This window comes from Pseudomonas sp. Je.1.5.c (assembly GCF_051129895.1).
Lineage (GTDB): Bacteria > Pseudomonadota > Gammaproteobacteria > Pseudomonadales > Pseudomonadaceae > Aquipseudomonas > Aquipseudomonas urmiensis.
Genome location: NZ_JBCPSP010000005.1, coordinates 40,726 through 61,486 on the forward strand (window position 1 = coordinate 40,726; position 20,761 = coordinate 61,486).

General features: G+C 63.5%; 14 protein-coding genes. 1 reads left to right on the forward strand and 13 read right to left on the reverse strand.

Annotation, left to right across the window (positions count from 1 at the left end; translation table 11 throughout):
* Window positions 1-4: 4 nt before the first annotated feature.
* From AAZU54_RS06110 to tssA, 13 genes are all read right to left on the reverse strand, one after another.
* Window positions 5-1,675 (reverse strand): FMN-binding glutamate synthase family protein, encoded by a 1,671-nt coding sequence (locus AAZU54_RS06110; RefSeq protein ID WP_434726825.1) that lies wholly within the window; start codon window positions 1,673-1,675, stop codon window positions 5-7.
* A gap of 140 nt (window positions 1,676-1,815) precedes the next feature.
* The gene (locus tag AAZU54_RS06115; RefSeq protein ID WP_186552843.1) at window positions 1,816-2,247 is read right to left on the reverse strand and encodes a hypothetical protein; all 432 of its coding nucleotides are present in this window, start codon (window positions 2,245-2,247) and stop codon (window positions 1,816-1,818) included.
* A 1-nt stretch (window position 2,248) separates the two neighbouring features.
* Window positions 2,249-6,676, reverse strand: a complete 4,428-nt coding sequence (locus AAZU54_RS06120; protein WP_434726826.1) for an RHS repeat-associated core domain-containing protein — start codon at window positions 6,674-6,676, stop codon at window positions 2,249-2,251.
* 9 nt (window positions 6,677-6,685) lie between these two features.
* The gene (locus AAZU54_RS06125; RefSeq protein WP_186552841.1) at window positions 6,686-7,117 is read right to left on the reverse strand and encodes a DcrB-related protein; all 432 of its coding nucleotides are present in this window, start codon (window positions 7,115-7,117) and stop codon (window positions 6,686-6,688) included.
* 11 nt (window positions 7,118-7,128) lie between these two features.
* Window positions 7,129-9,066, reverse strand: a complete 1,938-nt coding sequence (locus tag AAZU54_RS06130) for a type VI secretion system tip protein VgrG (RefSeq protein WP_434726827.1) — start codon at window positions 9,064-9,066, stop codon at window positions 7,129-7,131.
* An 11-nt stretch (window positions 9,067-9,077) separates the two neighbouring features.
* Entirely contained in the window at window positions 9,078-11,753 is a 2,676-nt protein-coding gene (gene tssH, locus AAZU54_RS06135; RefSeq protein WP_186552839.1) for a type VI secretion system ATPase TssH, read from the reverse strand.
* Window positions 11,746-12,798 carry a type VI secretion system baseplate subunit TssG gene (gene tssG, locus AAZU54_RS06140; RefSeq protein ID WP_405129012.1) on the reverse strand — a complete coding sequence of 351 codons (1,053 nt, stop codon included), beginning with the start codon at window positions 12,796-12,798 and terminating at the stop codon, window positions 11,746-11,748. Before tssG ends, tssH begins: the two co-directional genes overlap by 8 nt.
* Complete coding sequence (gene tssF / locus AAZU54_RS06145; protein ID WP_186552837.1) at window positions 12,762-14,624, reverse strand: type VI secretion system baseplate subunit TssF; 1,863 nt, start codon at window positions 14,622-14,624, stop codon at window positions 12,762-12,764. The genes tssG and tssF overlap by 37 nt, the downstream gene beginning before the upstream one ends.
* Window positions 14,621-15,136 carry a type VI secretion system baseplate subunit TssE gene (gene tssE / locus AAZU54_RS06150; protein WP_312155290.1) on the reverse strand — a complete coding sequence of 172 codons (516 nt, stop codon included), beginning with the start codon at window positions 15,134-15,136 and terminating at the stop codon, window positions 14,621-14,623. Before tssE ends, tssF begins: the two co-directional genes overlap by 4 nt.
* 123 nt (window positions 15,137-15,259) lie before the next feature.
* Window positions 15,260-15,748 carry an Hcp family type VI secretion system effector gene (locus tag AAZU54_RS06155; protein WP_186552835.1) on the reverse strand — a complete coding sequence of 163 codons (489 nt, stop codon included), beginning with the start codon at window positions 15,746-15,748 and terminating at the stop codon, window positions 15,260-15,262.
* Window positions 15,749-15,813: 65 nt separating this feature from the next.
* Window positions 15,814-17,307, reverse strand: coding sequence for a type VI secretion system contractile sheath large subunit (tssC, locus tag AAZU54_RS06160; RefSeq protein ID WP_186552834.1), 1,494 nt, complete (start codon window positions 17,305-17,307; stop codon window positions 15,814-15,816).
* 11 nt (window positions 17,308-17,318) lie between these two features.
* Window positions 17,319-17,834 carry a type VI secretion system contractile sheath small subunit gene (gene tssB, locus AAZU54_RS06165; RefSeq protein ID WP_186552833.1) on the reverse strand — a complete coding sequence of 172 codons (516 nt, stop codon included), beginning with the start codon at window positions 17,832-17,834 and terminating at the stop codon, window positions 17,319-17,321.
* 71 nt (window positions 17,835-17,905) lie between these two features.
* Complete coding sequence (gene tssA, locus AAZU54_RS06170) at window positions 17,906-18,943, reverse strand: type VI secretion system protein TssA (protein WP_405129013.1); 1,038 nt, start codon at window positions 18,941-18,943, stop codon at window positions 17,906-17,908.
* A gap of 396 nt (window positions 18,944-19,339) precedes the next feature.
* Here tssA and tagH point away from each other — a divergent pair, with 396 nt between their 5' ends.
* Window positions 19,340-20,725: a type VI secretion system-associated FHA domain protein TagH gene (gene tagH / locus AAZU54_RS06175; protein ID WP_312155498.1), complete on the forward strand. Its 1,386-nt coding sequence runs from the start codon at window positions 19,340-19,342 to the stop codon at window positions 20,723-20,725.
* Window positions 20,726-20,761: the final 36 nt, after the last annotated feature.

A 20,761-nucleotide genomic window follows, 5' to 3' on the forward strand; every position in this document is an offset into this window, starting at 1 on the left:
CGGCCTATGCCGGGGCTGTTTGTTTGCGGCGTACCGTAGCCACGGCTGGCGCTTTTTCACTCTCTCCCGTCTCTGGCGCAAAGCTGTCACTGCGCGCCATCCGCCACATCCGCGCATAGAACTCACTTTCGATCGAGCCACTGAGCAATTCGCCTGGCTTGAGGAAGGTATGCAGCTGCGAGAACAGGCCAATTTCACTGGGGCTGATACGCCGCGCCAGGTGCTTGGGCTTGAGCTCAGAGGGATGCTCCAACCCTGCGGCGGCGAGCATCTCGGCCAGGGCATGCAAGGTGTTGCGATGGAAGCTGGCCACGCGCTCGGCCTTCTCCGGCACCACTAGCGCACGCTGGCGCAGAGGATCCTGGGTCGCCACGCCAGTCGGGCATTTGTTGGTATGGCAACTTTGCGACTGAATGCAGCCAATGGCGAACATGAAGCCGCGCGCCGAGTTGACCCAGTCGGCGCCAATGGCCAATACGCTGGCGATATCGAATGCGCTGACCAGCTTGCCCGCCGCGCCGATGCGTACCCGATCACGCAGGTTCAAGCCGACCAGGGTGTTGTGCACGAACATCAAGCCCTCCCGCAGCGGTACGCCGATATTGTCGGAAAACTCCCGCGGCGCCGCACCCGTGCCGCCTTCCTTGCCGTCGACGACAATGAAGTCCGGGGTAATGCCGGTGGCCAGCATGGCCTTGGCGATGGCCATGAACTCCCACGGATGCCCCAGGCAAAACTTGAAGCCCACCGGCTTGCCGCCAGACAGCTCACGCAGCAACGCGACGAAGCGCAGCAGCTCGACCGGGGTACGGAAGGCGCTGTGGGCGGCCGGCGAGATGCAGTCCTCACCTTCGCGCACGCCACGGGTGGCGGCGATTTCCGGGCTGACCTTATGCCCCGGCAAGATCCCGCCGTGGCCAGGCTTGGCACCTTGGCTGAGCTTGATCTCGATCATCTTCACTTGCCCATCGCGCGCCTGTTCGGCAAAGCGCTGCGGATCGAACCGGCCCTCGTCGGTGCGACAGCCAAAGTAGCCACTGCCGATCTCCCAGATCAGGTCGCCGCCGTGCTCGCGATGGTAGGGGCTGATACTGCCTTCGCCGGTGTCATGGGCGAAGCGGCCCAGCCGTGCGCCCTTGTTCAGGGCGGCGATGGCGTTGGCGCTAAGGGCGCCGAAGCTCATCGCCGAGATATTGAAGATCGATGCCGCATAGGGTTGCAGGCACTGCGGCCCGCCGATACGGATGCGAAACGACGCCGGATCCGGCGTTTGCACCGGCAGCATCGAATGGCTGATGAACTCGAAACCGGTATTGTAGACGTCATTGAGCGTGCCAAAGGCTTTCTCGGCGCTCTCGTTCTTGGCGCGGGCATACACCAGTGAACGTTGCGCGCGGGAGAACGGCAGCTTGTCGTCATCACCTTCGATCAGGTACTGGCGGATTTCCGGGCGAATGGTTTCGATCAGGTAACGGATGTTGCCCAGGATCGGGTAGTTGCGCCGCACCGCGTGATGGCTCTGGCGCAGGTCGTTGAGGCCGACCAGGCTGAGCAGGGCAGTGATCACGCAAAACGGCCACAGCCAGCTGTGCTGGGCGAGCAAGGGGATACTGGCAAAGGTGAAGATCAGGCAGGCGGCCAGGCAGGCGTAGCGGCTGGGGAGCGACTCTTTCATGGGTCCATCGCAGGCAGGATGACCCGACCTAGGATAGGCAAAGCAGGCGCGCGGAAAACCAGGGATTTCGGTAAAAGACTCTTGCGCGCGCGCAGCTTGTGTTCAACGGATTGCTTACGCTAAGACCACCTGCAATGCGATCAATCCAGTTCGAAATACCATTCGAGGAAGGCGTTGAAATCTGGCCACTGAGGTTTCACCTTGCCTGCCAGGAAATCGACCAGCAACGGGCCGGCCTCCAGCTCAAGCACTTCGCCTGTATCGCGGTTGTAGAAGAAACCGTGTTCGGAGTGGAACCCGTCCAGTGGCAGGTATGCTTCTGGCAGCCCCATCTCATGGGCAGCCTTGATACTACCCAGATAGCTGGAGTTCACCAGGAACCAGCCCACCTGAAACATCTCCACATGACGACTGAGAAAGGTCGGACCGTCTTCGGCATGCAGGAAGAAGCGCACGAAATCAGAGTCCATGGGGAGGCCAAGGCCAAGCAACGCTTGGCGGTAGTCTTCAGAGGCATCATCGAACCACCAGCCTTTGGTCTTGCAGTGGTTGATCAGTTTTTCGGAAAGCATGTCAGGCTCCACATCGGTTTGGTTTGCCACCGCCCTTAATGGAGGCAGTGGCACGTTGTTTCCAGTATGCCTCACGGTCAATGTCAAACGCGCTACGGTTGACCGGGTTGTGTGGGTGAGCATTGGGCAAGTGCGGATGCAGCGCCTTGCTCTTTTGGAACCGATTATGGGTATCGGCCGACAGTTCGAACAAGGATCCGATGCCATTCTGCTTGGAGTGGTGCAGGTGGACCACCTCGTACTTGCCGTTCTTGACGATCATCGGGCTGCGCTGCTCTTCCAGCACCAGCTGACGGTTGGTTTTCACGCCATTACGTGTATTGACCTTCAAGTCCCAGTCGATCTCCTGCTGATAGACCGTATGCACATTGCCAGAAGGCGCCTCGAACACCGTTCTGGTGAAGATGCCATCCAGGCCGAGCGGGTCGATCCAGGTGAACGGGTTGGGCCCATAGGCATACAGGTTCAGGCCACCGTACAGGCCAATCGGGTCCGGTTGGGTGAAGCGCCCGATATCGGGGTCGTAGTAACGGTGCAGGTTGTAGTGCAGGCCAGTTTCGCGATCAAGATATTGGCCCTGAAAGCGCAGATTCTGCTCGTCGATGAAGCGCGCCTCGCGCTCCTCGCGCAAGGTATTGCCCCACACCTGATAGCTTGCTTGCCAGAGCAACTGGCCCTGGTCGTCGGTCAGCTTGTTCGGCAGGCCATTGACGTCGTTGTGGAAGTGGCAGACCTGCTGCGTCTGGCCCTGGCCGTCGATGCGCGCAAGTGGCTCGAAGCCGTCGTTGGCATAGACGTAGACGCTGGCGCGGCCATTGCGTCGCTCGCTCAGCAAGCGCTGGCCCTCCCAGGTGAAGCAGGTCTGGTTCAACAGCTGACCCTGGCCGTCGTACTCGGTTTTTTCCAGCCTGCGCCCCAGCGGGTCATAGCGCATGCGCAGCACGCGTTCGCGCCCTGCCTGATGGCTGTCGACCCGTATCAGGCGGTGCTCGGCGTCATAGTGAAAATGCTGCGTGCCCCAGCGACGGCTGCGTTTTTCCAGCAAGCGGCCGAAGGCGTCATAGCGGTAGCGTTTGTCCTGGTAGTGGCTCAGGCGATTATGGCGAACCGGCTTGGCCGGCGCCTGCGCGGGGTCTATCAGGTTGGCGGCAGCATCGTAGGTGAAGGCTTCATGGGTGCCATCGTGAGCATCCTGACGAGCGATTATCCGGCCGGCGGCATCGTGGCGTAGCCACTGCTGATGCTGTTGGCCGGGCTGCTGGCTGAAATGCCCCGCCAGATCATCGGCCAAGCTCCACTGGTAGCTCTCCTGGAACGGCGCCAGCAGCTGGGCGGCTTGGTCGAGCTGGCGAGATTGGCGTCTGTGCAGCCGCCCGCTGCGGTCGTACTCGCTTTGCGTCGCCAGGCGACCTTGCACGCGCAAGGTTTCGCGATGCAGGCGGTCGCGTTCGAAGTCGCAGAGCAACAGGCCGTCGAGGTTGATGTGGTGCAGATGGCCATTGCCGTAGAAATGCCGATTGAGCCAGCGGCCGTCAGGCAACTGGGTTTGCAGGGGATTGCCCAGTTCATCGTAGACCCGCCTCAGTACCCCGCCTGCAGTGTGCTCCTCGGTGTTTTGCCCCAAGGCGTCATAGGCGAACGCTACCCGTTGCGTGTTGCCGTCGCGGTCAGTGCCGAGCACTTCCAGTAGTTGGTCCAACGCGTCGTAGCGATACTCGGTGAAACCATCGTCGGTAGTCTTGCCGACCATTCGCCCACCGGCATCGCGGGTGTACTGATGGACGATTGCCGCTGGGGTCGCCTCGGCGAAGGCGGGCGAGGGGTAAAACTCCAGCGCGATCAGGTTGTCCGTGGCGTCATAGCGGTAGCGGCGTCCGCCGCCGTCCAGCTCCTGCTGGTCAATCAAGCGATCGAGCGGGTCCCAGCTGAACCGATAGTGCTCGCCGTTGGCATTGCTCAGGGCACTCAAGCGACCGTAGGGATCGTAGCGATACTCCACCTGGTGACCGAGTGGGTCGATGCTTTTCCAGGCTTTGCCTTGCCGATTGAAACTGTAGAGGCTGGTCTGCCCGCCCGTATCGCTGTAGCGCACCAGCCGGCCCAGGGCGTCGTGCTCGAAGTGCTCCCGACGACCGTCAGGCTGCACGATGGCAGTCAGGTAGCCACGGATATCCCGCTCATAGGTAGTGCATTCACCCAAGGCATTGGTCACTGCCTGCAAGTGGCCGCGGTGATCGTAGTCGAAGCGGGTTGTTGCAGCAGAACAGTCGGTATAGCGCTTGAGTTGGCCCAGTGGATTCCAGTGCAGTTGCTTGTGCTTGCCTGCCGCATCGATGATTTCCACGACCTGGCCGTGCGCGTCGTAGCGGTAGCGTGTGACCTGGCCCAGCGGGTCGGTCTCACGGGTGCGATTGCCACGCGGGTCATAGCGATACTGCCAACGATTGCCCGCCCTGTCGGTGCGCGCGCGCGGCAAGGCCCAGTGCTCCAGCCACTGAAACGACTCGCTGCGGCCAAGCGGGTCGATGCTTTCGGCCAGGTTGCCCGACTCGTCATAAAAGTACTGCCATTGGCCGCCATCGGGCGCCTGGGCGCCGAGCAGTTGGCGCTCATCGTTCCACTCGAAGTGCCAGGTGTCGCCCAGCGCATTGGTGAACGAGGTGACCTGGTACTGCGGGTTCCAACGACGGGTCGAGACCCGTTGCAGGCCATCGGTGATACGCGTAATGCCCGCGCCAAGGTCATACTCGAAGCCATACTCATCGCCTTCGTTGGTCCAGTGTCGGACCACCCGCCAGCCATCGTCGAAACTCGCCCACTCATAGCAGCACTGCAGGCCGTCGTAGGTCTGGTGCAGGGTCAGGCGAGCGCCGCCATCGTAGCCGAACTGTCGGGTGGGGCGGGCCAGGGCGTCTTCAACCTGGGCCAGGTTGCCGTTGGCGTCATAGCGGTAGCTGACCAGCGTTTCCCGGCTGGGCTGGGGCTGATTTGCCTGAGGATAGTGACGATCAACCGCGAGCAGCCGCTGGGGCCACTGGCTGCAATAACGCAAGTGGATCTCGATCTGCCCGCTACTGTCGCGCAAGCGTGCCAGACGGCCGAGGTCGTCGTATTCCAGGTAGAGGCGGTTGTCGTTGCGGTCGCCCAGCTGGCTCAGGCGCAGGCGACCAGGGTTGCCCGGCGTAGGCTCGAACAGCCGGTAAACCCCTTGCAGGCTTTCGATCAGCAGTTCGCCATTGAGGGCGTGACGCACGCTCAAGCCTTCACTGGCACTGAATACCGCATCGCCCTTGGGGATCTGCCCCATGTCGATGACTCTGGCTTGCTCATCGGTGAACAGCAGGCGTTCTGTGCCCGCGTCACGCTTGAACTCGACGAAGACTTCGTAAGCCACGCTCCAGCCGGGGCCAAACAGCCCGTCGCGGCGTTCATCCCGGCTGTTGTAGTAGCGCTGCCAGGGCAGCGGGATCGGGCCTGGCAGGTTGAAGTCCAGGTCCTCTTCGCCGTTGAGCAGCTTGGCGCCAGTGGGCGCGTGAACCGGATTCGGCGAGCCGACGATGGCAGAGGTGAGGGCGCTGGTGACCTGGCCGCTGACATAGCTGCTCACGCCACCGATCAGCATGCAGCCAAACCGGCTGTAGAACTTGCCACCGCGCCCGCGCAAAAGCATCAAGGCAGTGATCGCCAGGCCGATCCCAGGCGTCTTGCCGCTGCGTATCTCGCGGACCACGATAGGCTCGCCGCCGATGCGCACATTGTTCGACACCAGCCCACCGTCGACGATCACCGCTTCACAGGTGCTGCGGTCGCCACTGCGCGCAGCCGGATGGCCGTTGATCAAGACCTTGCTCGAACCTTCGGCAAGGTACTGTGGCGGCATCGGCGGGTGCTTGCTGCACACGACCTTGTCGTCGTTGGCTTCCTGGGTGTTGGCGGCGGGGCTGGCGACGGTGGGGCGCCACATCTGCGAGAAGAACCCCTTGGCCATGTCCAGGAAGGTTTCCTCAGGCTCATCGGCACCCTCTGCGCCGCCTTCCAGTGGCGCGGGGGGCGCGATAACTACACCTGCTGCGCGGGCTGCCGGTTTACCGTTGGTCTTGGTGTCGGGGGAGCCTGAAGCGATGGTCGCCTGCACCGAGGGCGGAAACAAAAAATTGCCGATACCCTCACATAATCGACTGAGCCCAGTGTCGGCGCCAGTCGCCGCCATGGCCACGCCCACCACCAGGCCCACCACTGCGCCGAGCACGAAGCAGCCCAGCCCGCCAGTGGCTACGGTGATGCCCAGGGCCGCAGCGACGGCTGCCGTCGCCAGGGCGCCAATGGCCACAGTGGCAGCAACTTCCAGCACACCGCCGACGATGTCGGCCATCATCGAGGTGTGCAACAGGGCATCGCCTTCGCGTGCCGCCCACAGAGCGTCAGACATGGAAGGGGATCAGCCGAGGTTGTCGAAGTCGAGCGATTGTTTGATCGCCAGCCAATGCGCTGCCTCTGCTTCGCCCAGCGGCTGCGGCTTGACGTAGCTGAGCGCGAACATCCGGCGAGTGCCGGGCAGCACAAAAGCCAGCTGGTACTGGTAGACCTTCTCCTGGCCCTTGCTGAACTGGCTGCTCAGCTCGATCGCGTCAATGCCTGTGGCACCTACGCGCACCGCCTGGGCGGGCTGGAAGTTGAGGTCCTTGACCTGCTGTTGCAGGCGCTGCAATTGACCATCGAAGTTGCTGTGCAGGGTCTCGCCCTCGGCCAACAGGCTACGGCTGACGATCAAGGAGGTGCCCAAGGCCTCGAAGCGCAGGATATTGATCGTGGAGTCCTGCACAGTGGCGTCAGGCAGGGCGAAGCGGAATTCGTTGAGGCGGTAGCTCATTGGGCGTCTCGTTACTTGCTGGAGTCGGGGAACATGGCCTTGACCGAGTCCTGGATGGTTTTCTGCACACCTTGCTCATTCGCTGCGGTTTGCGCACCGCTGCCAACGTTCAGGTCGAGGGTGCCGTCCGTGTTGATCTCGGCATCTTTGCTGGCGTGGAAGCTGAACTGCACGCAGCTGAGGTTGATCTGCCCACTGGCATTGAGCTCGATCACGCTCTTGCCGCAGACCAGCCGCAGGTTGTCACCCACTTCCAGCAGGTAGCTGTTGCCGATGCTGTCGCGCTTACTCGCGCCGACCAGCAGCACGTCGTCGCGGCGCACTGCGCGCAAGCGGTCCTGGCCGATGGTGATGGTCTCCAGCATACCGACGCTCTGGGTGCGGTTGATGCCTACCGAAAGGGTCTCGCTCTGCTCGACCACGGTGTCCATGTTGCGCTCGGCATGCACGTACAGCTGCTCGGCACCCTTTTTGTCTTCCATGCGGATTTCATTGAAGTTGGCCGGGCTGCCGCCCTTGCTTGAACGGCTCTTCATGCCGCTCTGGGTGGCATTGCCGGGCAGGTCGTAAGGCACCGTTTGTTCAGCGTTGTAGACCCGCCCGGTAATGATCGGTCGGTCAGGGTCGCCTTCGAGGAAACTGACGATCACCTCCTGGCCAATCCGTGGGATCTGCATCGAACCCCAGTTCTTGCCGGCCCAGGCCTGGGACACACGAATCCAGCAGGAGCTGTTTTCGTTGGATTGGTCATGCCGGTCCCAGTGGAAATGCACCTTGACCCGGCCGTACTGGTCGGTCCAGATCTCCTCACCGGCAGGGCCTACTACCACGGCGGTCTGCGGCCCTTTGACGATCGGCCGCAAGGTGCTCGAAACCGGCCGATAGCTCTGCTGCGCAGCGATGCAGCTGAGGTTGCTTTCGAACTGCGCCGAGCCGCTGCCACCGCCAGTCTCCAGGCGCTCCTGGACCACGTAGTAACGGGCAGAGACGATCAGGTACTCGCGGTTCTGGTCCTGGCGGGTAAAGCCGCTGAGGCTGAACAGATGGCCGCTACCCAGGCCGCGGGCGTTGCCGCGCAGCTCGACCCGCTCGTGCAGGCTTTGCAGCGACTCCAGGCGGGTACGCGCATAGTGCTCGCCGTCCTGCGACTGTTCGTAGGCGCCGGGGTAGTCGAACAGCGGATAGTCGCCGGCCTGGTGCGGGCGTGGCATCGCCGAGCGCACGTCGATGCGCGCGCTGGGGCGCTGGAAGTCGTAGTCGTTGAGCTCAAGCGAGCCTGGCTGCACTTCCTGGGCAAGGTGCCAGTCATTGATATGGTCGCGTTCGCGGTGCTGTCCATCCGGGGGATAGAAGGGCACCGACTCGTAGCCCGGCGCCTTGTGGTGGGCGCCGTAGGCGTCGGCCAGCACCAGCACGTGGCGCTCCTGTTCGTGGCGGAAGAAGTAGTAGATGCCTTCTTCCTCCATCAGCCGGCTGACGAACTCGAAGCTGGTCTCGCGGTACTGCACGCAGTATTCGCGCTCGCGATAACTGCGGCTCAGGGCGTCCTCGAAGTCGGAGAAACCCAGGTCGCGGAACACCTGCTTGATGATCTGCGGCGCGCTCAGGTGCTGGAAGATCCGGCAGTCGCTGGTGCGCGTCAGCAGCCACAGCCACGGGCGCAGGGTCACCCGATAGCTGGCGAACTGGCCACGGTCGACCGACTGGCTGCAGCGCGCGACGATGCCATGGAAATAGCGCGAGCCACCCAGGCTCAGCTGCAACGACAGGCTCATCGGCTTGCCGAGCAGTTGGTTGAGGTCGATCGCCGGATCGTCGCTGGTCAGTTGCAGCTCATAGTCGAACAGGCGGCCGAGTTCTTCGCTGCCGCCCATCTCGCTGAGCAGCAGCACGTCCGGGCCCAGGGGGCTGTTGATCTGCGCCAGGCGCGTGAGTTGCTTGAACAGCATGAAAGGTCCTGTCAGCTGGCGGCGCTGAAGTCGTAGTGCAGGTCATTGTCGCGGCGGCTGATGCTGACGCTGGCCAGCGGCTTGCCTTCGAGCAGGCGCGTGAGGAACTCGCGGCTCATGTCCGGCAGCAGGCCATTGGTCAGGATCGCGTCGATCATGCGTCCGCCGCTTTCGCTCTCGGTGCAGCGCGAGACGATCAGCTCGACCACGCCTTCGTCGTAGGCGAAGCCGACTTTGTGGGTGTTCTCCACGCGCTTGCGGATGCGCTCCAGTTGCAGGCGAGTGATGGCCTTGAGCATGGCGTCGCTGAGCGGGTAGTAAGGGATGGTCACCAACCGGCCGAGCAGCGCCGGCGGGAAGATTTCCAGCAACGGCTTGCGCAACGAGCTGGCGACCGACTCGGGATCGGGCAGCGCTTGCGGGTCGTTGCAGGTGCTGGCGATCAGCTCGGTGCCGGCGTTGGTGGTGAGCAGGATCAGGGTATTGCGAAAATCGATCTGGCGACCTTCGCCATCCTCCATGACGCCCTTGTCGAACACCTGGAAGAAGATCTCGTGCACATCCGGGTGGGCCTTTTCCACCTCATCGAGCAGCACCACGCTGTACGGCCGACGACGCACCGCCTCGGTCAGTACCCCGCCTTCGCCGTAGCCGACATAGCCGGGTGGCGCACCCTTGAGGGTCGACACGGTGTGGGCTTCCTGGAACTCGCTCATGTTGATGGTGATCAGGTTCTGCTCCCCGCCATACAGCGCTTCGGCCAGGGCCAGGGCGGTCTCGGTCTTGCCTACCCCAGAGGTGCCGGCGAGCATGAATACGCCAATCGGCTTGTTCGGGTTGTCCAAGCCTGCGCGCGAGGTCTGGATACGCTTGGCGATCATTTGCAGGGCGTGGTCCTGGCCGATGATGCGCTTGGCCAGGTGGCTGTCGAGGTTGAGCACCGTCTCGATTTCGTTGCGCGCCATGCGTCCGACCGGAATGCCGGTCCAGTCCGCGACCACCGAAGCCACCGCTTGGTAGTCCACGGTTGGCAGAATCAGCGGTGACTCGCCTTGCAGCGCGCTCAGGCGCTGTTGCAGGTCGATCAATTGCTCGCGCAGGGCATGGCTGCCCTGAACGTCGATCTCCTGATCGACCACGCCGACGTGTTCGCGCAATTGCGCGCGAGTGGCCAGCAGCTCATCGACCAGGGCTTTTTCTTCGGCCCAACGGCTTTCCAGCTCGGTGAGGCGCTGGCGCTCTTCGCTCAGGCTGGCCTCGACCTTGGTCTGGCGCTGGGCAGTGTCGACGCCGATGGCGCTTTCGCGGGCGATGATCTGCAGCTCTACCTGCAGGGCCTCGATGCGTCGGCGGCTGTCGTCGACCTCGGCCGGGACCGCATGCAAGCTGATCGCCACGCGTGCGCAGGCAGTGTCGAGCAGGCTGACCGACTTGTCGGGCAACTGACGCGCCGGGATGTAGCGGTGCGACAGCTTGACCGCGGCCTCCAGGGCTTCGTCGAGGATTTGCACCTGATGATGTTTTTCCATGGTCGAGGCAACGCCGCGCATCATCAGCAGCGCCTTGTCTTCACTCGGCTCGGCCACTTGCACTACCTGGAAGCGGCGGGTCAGGGCCGGGTCTTTCTCGATGTGCTTCTTGTACTCGGCCCAGGTGGTCGCGGCCACGGTGCGCAGGCTGCCGCGCGCCAGTGCCGGTTTGAGCAGGTTGGCCGCATCCCCGGTACCGGCTGCGCCGCCTGCGCCGACCAAGGTGTGCGCTTCATCGATGAACAGGATGATCGGCTTGGGCGAGGCCTGGACATCCTCGATCACCTGGCGCAGGCGCTGTTCGAACTCGCCTTTCATGCTCGCGCCGGCCTGCAGCAGGCCAACATCCAGGCTGCGCAGCTCGACGTCCTTGAGCGCTGGCGGTACGTCGCCAGCCACGATGCGCAGGGCGAAACCTTCGACCACCGCCGTTTTGCCAACCCCAGCCTCACCGGTGAGGATCGGGTTGTTCTGCCGGCGGCGCATGAGGATGTCGACCAGTTGGCGAATCTCTTCGTCGCGGCCGACGATGGGGTCGAGCTTGCCGCTGCGGGCCTGCTCGGTGAGGTCGACGGTAAAGCGCTTGAGCGCTTCCTGCTTGCCCATTGCCGCGGGCGCCACAGCGCCGCTGGCCTCGCCGGGAGCGGCGGCAGTGAAGCCGTCGCTGGCGCCCAGGTTGTTCTCGGGCGAGTCGCCGACATACTCATCGAAACGCTCGCTCAAGGCCTCGACCTTGATTTTGGCGAACTCGCTGGACAGCCCCAGCAGGGCGTTGCGCAGGCTTGGTGTCTTGAGGATACCCAGCAACAGGTAGCCGGTTCGCACCTGGCTTTGGCCGAACATCAGGCTGCCGTAGACCCAGCCGCGCTCGACTGCTTCCTCGACTTGCGATGACAGGTCGGTGATCGAGGTCGAGCCGCGTGGCAGGCGGTCCAGCGCGTCGGTCAAATCCCGCGCCAGGCGCGCAGGTTCGATGTTGCACTGGCGCACGATGCGGTGCAGGTCCGAGTCCTGGAGTTGCAGCAACTGGTGCAGCCAGTGCGCCAGTTCCACGTACGGATTACCCCGCAGCTTGCAGAACACGGTGGCGGCTTCGATCGCCTTGTAGGCGACGCTGTTGAGTTTGCCGAACAGCGCGGCGCGGCTGATTTCACCCATGTTGCTGACTCCTTGTACCCGGTGGTGTGAGTGGCTGCTCGGCGTAATACCGGGCTAGCTTGAGATCGTTGGCATCGCGTGCTGGCTGGCCGAGCCAGGTATCGAAGCCCAGGCGTTGGCCTGCATTGAGTTGCAGGGCGGGAACCTGCTCGCGTTGCAGAATCAGGTTCAAATCCCAGTCCAGCTCGTGGCCCTGGTACTCAGCGACCCAGGCGGCCAGTTCGATGAATGCGCTGCCGCCGGGCAGCAGGGCGTGGTACTGGTCGAGGGTCAGCGGACCCAGGCACAGGCGGAACTTGTGCTGGCGGTCCCAGACGTAGCGGCCCAGGCACAGATCCACCCCCAGGCGATTGGCGCGCACGCCGAGCTGGCTGCGCTCGGGCAGCTCAAGCCATTGGCCGACGTACTCTTCAAGTTTCACCGGCACGCCGAAGTAACTGGCCAGGATGCTGCACAGGCCATCGGGGTAGCGGGTTTGCGCGGCCAGGTGGCCGGAGAAATGCAGCTTGGCGGTATCGGCCAACGGCCCCTGGCCTTGCAGGGCCGGCAGGCCACGGCCGCTCAGGGCGGCCAGGCGCGCGGCCCAGTAGTCATCCCCCGGGCGGTCGTGGCTGACCGTTGGCCGCGCCTCGGCCCAGGCCCGGTAGAACAGGCTCAGCAGGCGGTGGTGGAAGATATCCAGGAAGCGCTTGCTGGTATGGTCGGCGTGATTGCGCTGGCGTTCACGCATGTGCTCGGTGAGGTGCAGCGGCAGCGGCCCGTTGGGGCCGCCGAGGCCGAAGAAGAACTGCTCGAGGCGCGCAGGCCGCTGTTCTTCAGCCGGGCTTACCGAGGCCAGGGTTGCCGGGGCGAACGCGCAGTCCAGGCGCTGGCCAAGGCGCACCGGCTCATCGGCCAGGCGCAGCGAATGACCGAAGCGCGGCAGGTCGGGGTGTTCTGCTTCGAGCCGGCGCAGGGCCTGGAAGAAATCGTACTCCCAGGGCTCGGCCTGCATGGCATCGAGCGTGTTCACAGGGTCGGTCGGCGTCCGGGCTTGGCTTTCCATCGCATGATCTCGCCGCGCTCAGTGGTGCGCAGCACGGTTTCGGTGAAGCTGTTGATGGACACGTAACGGGTGAGGAAACGTTCGAACACCGCGCCGAGCAGAAACACCCCGGTGCCGCGGAAGGCGTTCTCGTCGAACGCCAGGGTAATCTCCAGGCCACGACCGAAAACGATCGGCCCGGGCATCGGCAGGCGCCGGGTGCAGGCTTTGCTGCTGACCTCGCGCAGGCCGTCGATCTGCAATTGCAGCGCGCTGTCCTGGCTGTCGCCATACAGCCGGAGCAACTCGCGCAGGGCCGCTGCGCCCTGACCTTGCTCGGTCAGCGACAGGTAGTTCAGCGACAGCTGGCTGATCAGCCGCCAGGCGCGGTTGTCGTGGGCGTGGCTGGCGCGCGGGCGGCTCGGCCCGGCCAGGCAGCGCACGGCCGACACCGGGGCGCTGTCGGCCAGGCTGAAGTCGCTACGACCGTCGCCGATGTTCATGAACAGCGGCAGGTCGCGGTTACTGCACAGCGCGCTGATGCCCAGCTGGCGCAGGTCGTGGCGATAGGGCGCCTGTTGGCCGTCGACCAGGCTGACGAAGGTCTCGCTGCCCATGTAGCTCGAACGGGTGCCATTGCGCCGCTGTTCGCTGGACAGCACGCGCGGCTCACGGCGCACGATGTAGTAGGACTGCTCGCGGCCATAGCGCGACGGATCGCGTACGGCGTAGAACGGCAGGAATTCTTGATCAGCGCCGGTGCCATGGCCGGTAACCCGTTGCAGCGAGTGGATCTCGAAATCGGTTGGCCGGGTGCGGTCGGCAATCACATGGTGTTCGTTGACCTTGTCGCTCAGGTGAATACGGTCGACTCGACGCGGGAACAGGTTGATCGCCGGGGTACAGAAGGGCACGAACTGGTTGGCCGTGACGCTGCTTTCCAGGCTCTGGTCAAAGCGCTCGAACAAGATCAGCAGCTCCAGCTCTTGGCCGCTGCAGCGTTTGACCGCGCGCTCCAGGCCGGCGAAATCGACGAACAGAAAGCGCTGTGGCAGGGCGAAGTATTCTTGCAACAAGCGGTAGCCCTGAAACGCCTGGGGCACCACCGGCAGCGCCGCCTCCTGGTCATCGAAGCCGCAGGGTAGCAAGGCTTGCTCGACGGGGATGCGCTCGACCCAGTCAGCCCCTGGCTGGCGAACGAACACCGCGCAGGCATTGCCCAGCAGTTGCTCGTAAAGACGAAACGGCGTTTCGTCGGCGCCGTTGAGGTACAGCGGCAGGTGCTTCAATGGCAGGCTGGCGAACGGCACTTCAGCGCCGCTGCGCAGGGTCAGGCGCAGCCCGGCGCGGGCCTTGGGCTCGCTGCTGGCAAGCCTGCCGAGCACCGCGCCGGGGTTGCCGAAGTACTCGGCGCGGGCCACTTGCAGGGGCCACAGGGTGACGTCCTGGGTGCTGCGAAACTCACAGGGCGTCTGCGTATCGCGGCCAAGGTTGGCGCGCAGCACGCTGCCCCGCGGCAGCTGGAAACCGGCGCTGAGCGAGCCTTCGTCGGGGTCGGTCTGCATCTGCACCACAGTCATCGACGGCGTCGGCGCCAGGTAGTGCGGGTAGGCGATTTCCAGCAGGTTGTGGGTAAAGGTCGGGTATTCGGCGTCGAGCTTCAACTGCACCCGCGCAGTCAGGTAGGCAAAACCCTCCAGCAGCCGCTCGACATACGGGTCGGCGCAGTCGATGCCGGACAGGGTCAGGCGCCCGGCGATCTTTGGGTATTCCTGGGCGAACTCTGCCGCGCTTTCGCGGATGTGCTGCAGCTCCTGGTTGTACAGCTCGAGCAGGCGCGGGTTCATGCACGTCTCCGGCGGTCGGCGGGGGCCACGCGCACATGGCCCGACTCCAGGTCCAGGTCAGTCTGCAGCAGCAAGGGCAGGGCGGCCGGTTGCGCCCACAGGTCGCCTTCGATCTCGAAGCTCAGGGCGTTGGCGTTCATCTCGCCAGGTGCCGCCTGGGCCCGCACTTTCAAGGTGTGGGCAAGAATGCGTGGTTCGTAGGTGGCGATGGCCTGGTGGATGATGCGCTCCAGGGCGGACAGGTCGATATTCGAGGCACTGTTGCCGGCCAAGGCGGGCAGGCCGTAGTTGATCACCGAGGCGCCGGCTGGTGTGTGCAGGGTCGCCTGGGTGTCGAGCAGCGAAGTGGTGTTGAGCAGCCAGGTCAGGTCGCGCAGCACCGATGCCTTGAGCTGTTGCAAGGACAGCACGCGTTTGTCGGCGGCTTCCTGCAGGTTGCCGGGCTCGTCGTCGGTCAGACGATCCAGTAACGAGGGTTGCAGAAGGTCGCGGGCGGCGATGTTGGCTACCACGGAAAAACTCCGCTGGAACAATTCGGGACCGCGTCGCCTGCTTCGCGAGCAAGCCCGCTCCCACAGGGGCAACCGATGGCCATTGTGGGAGCGGGCTTGCCCGCGAAAAGGCCGACGCCCAGATCAGATCTTGACGTTGGAGCGCACGTTCCAGCCGTACTTGATCGGCCCGCCTTCCTTGGAACCATCGGCCTTCTGCGGTTGGTAGTCGACGGTGACCTTGGCGAAGTTCAGGGTGACGTTTTCGGTCAGGCGATCATCGCTGCCCGAGCCGCCGGTGCTCAGCGAGCTGATCAGCACTTCTTCAAGGTTGATGATCAGGTACTCGACCTGGCTTTCGCCGCCGGCTTTACGCACGGTCAGCTTGACCTTGTCGATGTGCTTGCCGCTGGAGCAGTGGGCCATCAGGTTCGGGCTGGATTTGTCGACGTACTTGGTGATCGACAGGTCCTGGATATTGACCTTGCCGGCACCGCCGCCACCGCCCATGTGCATGTTGCCGGACTGGGACATGCCCCAGCTCCAGTTGAGCACGTCGATCTCGTCCTTGTGGGCCTTGTCCATGGACTCGCCCTTGATGTCGCCGATCTTGATGAAAATATCTACAGCCATGATGTCTCCGGAATGTCGCGTCGTTTGGCAGTGCTAGAGGGCGGCGGTGCCGCCCATAGCGAGGTTTAGGCGCTCTTGGCCGATGGCAGCTTGGAAACCAGGCGCAGCGACACGGTCAGCCCTTCGAGCTGGTAGTGCGGGCGCAGGTAGAAGCGCGAGTTGTAGTAACCCGGGTTGCCCTCGACCTCCTCGACCACCACTTCGGCAGCCGCCAATGGGTGCTGGGCCTTGGTGGTCTCGGTGGAGTGCGCCGGATCGCCGTCGACGTAGTTGAGGATCCAGTCCTGCAGCCAGCGCTGCATCTCGTCCTTTTCCTTGAACGAGCCAATCTTGTCGCGAACGATGCACTTGAGGTAATGGGCGAAACGGCAGGTGGCGAACAGGTACGGCAGGCGCGCAGCCAGGTTGGCGTTGGCGGTGGCGTCCGGATCGTCGTATTCGGCCGGCTTTTGCAGCGACTGGGCGCCGATGAACGCGGCGAAGTCAGTGTTCTTTTTGTGCAGCAGCGGCATGAAGCCGTTTTTCGCCAGCTCTGCCTCGCGGCGGTCGGAAATGGCGATTTCGGTCGGGCACTTCATGTCCACGCCACCGTCATCGGTGGGGAAGGTGTGCGCCGGCAGGCCCTGTACCTCGCCGCCCGATTCAACGCCACGGATGCGCGAGCACCAACCGTAGTACTTGAACGAACGGTTGATGTTGACCGCCATCGCGTAGGCCGCGTTGGCCCAGGTGTACTTGCTGCTGTCGGCGCCGTCGGTGTCTTCTTCGAAGGCGAAGGCTTCCACCGGATCGGTCTTGGCCCCGTATGGCAGGCGTGCGAGGAAGCGCGGCATGGTCAGGCCGATGTAGCGCGAGTCTTCCGATTCACGCAGCGAGCGCCAGCCGGCGTATTCCGGGGTGGTGAAGATCTTGGTCAGGTCACGTGGGTTGGACAGCTCTTGCCACGAACCCATGCCCATCACCGTCGGCGAGGCGGCGGAAATGAACGGCGCGTGCATCGAGGCGCACACCTTGGACATCTCGCCGAGCAGCTCGACATCCGGTGGCGACTGGTCGAAGTAGTAGTCGCCGACCAGGCAGCCATAAGGCTCGCCGCCGAACTGACCGTACTCTTCTTCGTAGAGCTTCTTGAACACCGGGCTCTGGTCCCAGGCGGTGCCCTTGAATTTCTTCAGGGTCTTGTGCAGGTCGTTCTTGGAGATGTTGAGCACGCGGATCTTCAGCTGCTCGTCGCTCTCGGTGTTGTTGACCAGGTAGTGCAGGCCACGCCAGGCGCTTTCCAGCTGCTGGAAGTCGGGGTGATGGATGACCTGGTTGACCTGGGCGGTGAGCTTGGCGTCGATGGCGGCGATGATCTGCTCGATCGAGCCGATGGCATCGTTGGAGACCAGGTTGGTCTGTGCCAGGGCTTGTTCGGCGAGGGTGCGCACGGCGCTCTCGACGGCTTCCTTGGCGCGCTCGGTCTTGGGCTTGAACTCTTGCAGCAGCAGCGCTGCGAATTCACTCGGCTCCTGGGTGGTGGCCGGTTGCGACTGGGTGTCGCGCAATGGATCGTTCATGGGCGGTCTCCTCAGGCGCTTGGGTCAACGTCGGCAGGCTTTGGCGCGCTGGCCAGGGCCTGCAGCAGGGCAGGGTCTTTGATCGCTTTGAGGATGATGTCCTCGGCGCCGGTCTTGCCGTCCATGTAGGTCAGCAGGTTGGCCAGCTGGGTGCGTGCTTCGAGCAGCTGGTTGAGCGCGTCGATCTTGCGCGCCACCGCTGCAGGGCTGAAGTCGTCCATGCTCTCGAAGGTGATATCCAGGCTCAGGTTGCCTTCACCGGTCAGCTCGTTGGGCACGTTGAATGCTACCCGCGGCTGCATGGCCTTGAGGCGCGAGTCGAAGTTGTCGACGTCGATCTCCAGGAACTTGCGCTCGGCCACAGCCGGTAGCGGCTCGGCGGGTTTGCCGGCAAGGTCCGAGAGCACGCCCATGACGAACGGCAATTGGACTTTCTTCTCGGCGCCATACAGCTCGACGTCGTATTCGATCTGCACCCGCGGCGCACGGTTGCGTGCGATGAATTTCTGGGAGCTGGTGTTCGCCACGTTGTTCCTCCTGGTCGCCGGTGCGGCGGCTTCGTCTGTTGCGGGCGTCGGTTAAGCGGTGCGCGTGGGGCTCAGTCGGCCTCGGGACCGCGCAGGTTTTCAAATTGCGAGAGACCGTCCGGGATCAGGTCGCGGACGATGGTCGCGAAGTCGGCATTGACCAGGTTTTTGGCCCGGCGCAGCAGCACCGGCAACGGGCTCGACGGCTCGTGACGGGCGTAGTACTGGAGCAGGCGGTCAAGGCTTTGCAGCACCTCTTCGCGGCTGCTGACCTCACCGGGGCGAGCTGATGGGCGCAGGCTTTGCGCAGGCTGCGCTTCGCTCTGCTGGTCGCTGCCTGGGCTGTCGTCAGCGCCACTCTGGGCTTGGCTCAGTGGCAGTTCGCCGCCTGGCGCGTAATCGCCAAGCACTTGCTGCGCCTGGCGCAGTGGCTGCTTGAGGGCGCTGAGGTCGACCCCGCTGGCCGAACCGACCTGATCGCTGACGCGTCGCTCGATGGCCTCGCAGGCTTCGCGGGCTGCGGCCAGGGCCTGACGGGTCTGGGCCAGTTGTTCGGGATCGGCGTCGCGCAGGGCCGCGGCCAGTTCTTCGACGCTCAGCTGCTCGCTGGCGAAGTGCTGTACACCGGCGGCATTGAGTGCCGCGCGCAGGCTCACCGGGCCAAAGGCGCGCGAGCGGGCCAGCACGGCTTCGCGCAGCAGGGCAATGTTGGCATCGCAGGTCAGCCCGGCGAGGGCGTTGATGCGCACGGTAGGGTCGTTGTCGTCGGAGGCATCGAGCTGCGGGTGCACGTGCAGCCAGTATTCATCGAGCAAGTCGCGGATCAGTTCGAGGCTGGCGGCCAGGCCTGGCAAGCCGTGCAGGGCGAGGTTGGCCTGCAGCAAAAAATGGGTGATGCGCAGGTCTTTGCTGCGTTGCAGCAACGCGCTGCAAGACGCTTCGATAGCACGCCACTGTGGTGGCTCGGCAGGCTGGATGGCATCGCCCATGACACGCTCGGGCCGGCCCTGGGCATCGCGCTCCAGTTGCAGGAAGTCCGGGTCGTATTCGAGGTCTTCGCCGCAAGGAAAGTCTGCGCAAACAGCGGCGAGCAGCAACGGCGAGTTCACCAGAATTCGATCTCCATATCGGCCCGTGGTGGGGGCTTGATTGGCGCGAGTTGCGTTATGTGAACTGGCGCACAAACTTGTCAAAGAATGCGAAGTTGACATCACAGTGATATCACTTTGGCACTCTCAAGTTGCGCATTTATGGTTTATTTCCAAATTGCTGTCAAGGTAAGCTAGCCGCCCTCGAGTGGTGGTGTGATCGAGTTGGCAGGTGTTGAGCGCCATTGGTCGACTGCCAGCAAAGTGCGAGTTTCGTGTGGTTAGAATTCACGATCCAAGCGCAAAGAACCGCAAGAATACCCAGGAAATTCAACGGGTTTACTGAGTTTTTTGGACGATTGTGCTGAAACACTCAAATGAATGGAATCGAGCGTTGCAATATATGCAGGAGGCGTGGTGGCACTTTGCCTAACAATTACTAGTTACCACAAGATCACCCCGGGACAATGCTCGGAGAAGGTCGTGGAAAGTAGTGCCATCACTATTGGTCGTGGCCCTGATAATGACTGGGTACTGCCCGATCCTGAACGCTTGGTATCTTCACAACATTGCGTCATCCAATTCAGGGATGGCCGATACTATCTGACCGATAACAGTACAAACGGTGTGGAGTTAGTTCACGCCGGGATTCGCCTGCGCCGCGGCAACAGTGAGCCATTGATGGATGGCGAAGTTATTCGGATTGGCGATTACGAGATCCAGGCGCGGGTCGATGCGGGCTTTTCCCTGGGTGATGGCGGACAGCCGCAAGCGCAGAGCTTCGAAGCGTTGATGGCCAATCAGGCGAGTGCCTCCAGCTCACCGATTGCCCCGGCACCTGCGGCGTTCTTGCAGGGGGCGTCGAGCCACGACACCCTGCCGGATCTGTTCGACTTTCTCGGCCCATCTTCCGTGCCTGCGGCCAGTCAAGCCGATCACCTGCCAGCCCAGCAACACGATTTCCGTCCACCCACGCCGGTGGCGCCACCCGCGCCAGCAGAGGCTGTGCCCGCACCTGCTGGGCCAGGGGTGATTCCAGCGGACTGGCACCTGCTCGATGACCTGCCGCCGGCTGCTGCACTGGCGCAAGCTGTGCCGCCTGCCCCGGCCGCTGCGCCGCTGGCGCCAGCGCAAACTACTGCGCCTGTGCCACCAGAGCTGCCCCAGCAGGCACCTGAGCCTGTGCCGCGTGCAGCAGCACAGGCGGTCGATGGCGATGCGCTGCTGCAGGCCTTCCTGCGTGGTGCGGGCATCGAGCATCTGCGTATCGATGGCGGTGACGCCACGGCGCAGATGGAAGCTATCGGCCGCAGCTACCGGCTGATGGTCGAAGGGCTGATCGACGTATTGCGTGCACGCAGCAGCCTCAAGGGTGAGTTCCGCATGCAACAGACCTCCATCGCCCCGGTGCAGAACAACCCCCTGAAGTTCGCCCCCAACGCTGACGAAGCCCTGCTGTTGCTGCTGCGTCATGGCAATCAGGCGTTTCTCGCTCCGGACCAGGCGGTACGCGACAGCTTCGATGACCTGCGCGCCCATCAGTTGGCCGTGATGGCTGGCGTGGAAGCCGCGATCAAGCACCTGCTGACGCGCTTCGAACCTGCTCGCCTGGAGGCGCGTCTAGCCCCCGCCGCAGGCTTGGCCAAGCTGTTCGGTGGCTCGCGCCAAGCCCATTGCTGGCAGCAGTTCACCGAACTTTACGGGCAGATTTCGCGCGAGGCCGAGGACGATTTCCAGGACTTGTTCGGCCGCGAGTTCAGCCGCGCCTACGAGGCTCACAGCGCTCGCTTGCAACGCTCCTGAGGCACACGCAGCAGGACAGGAAGAACACCAAGACGT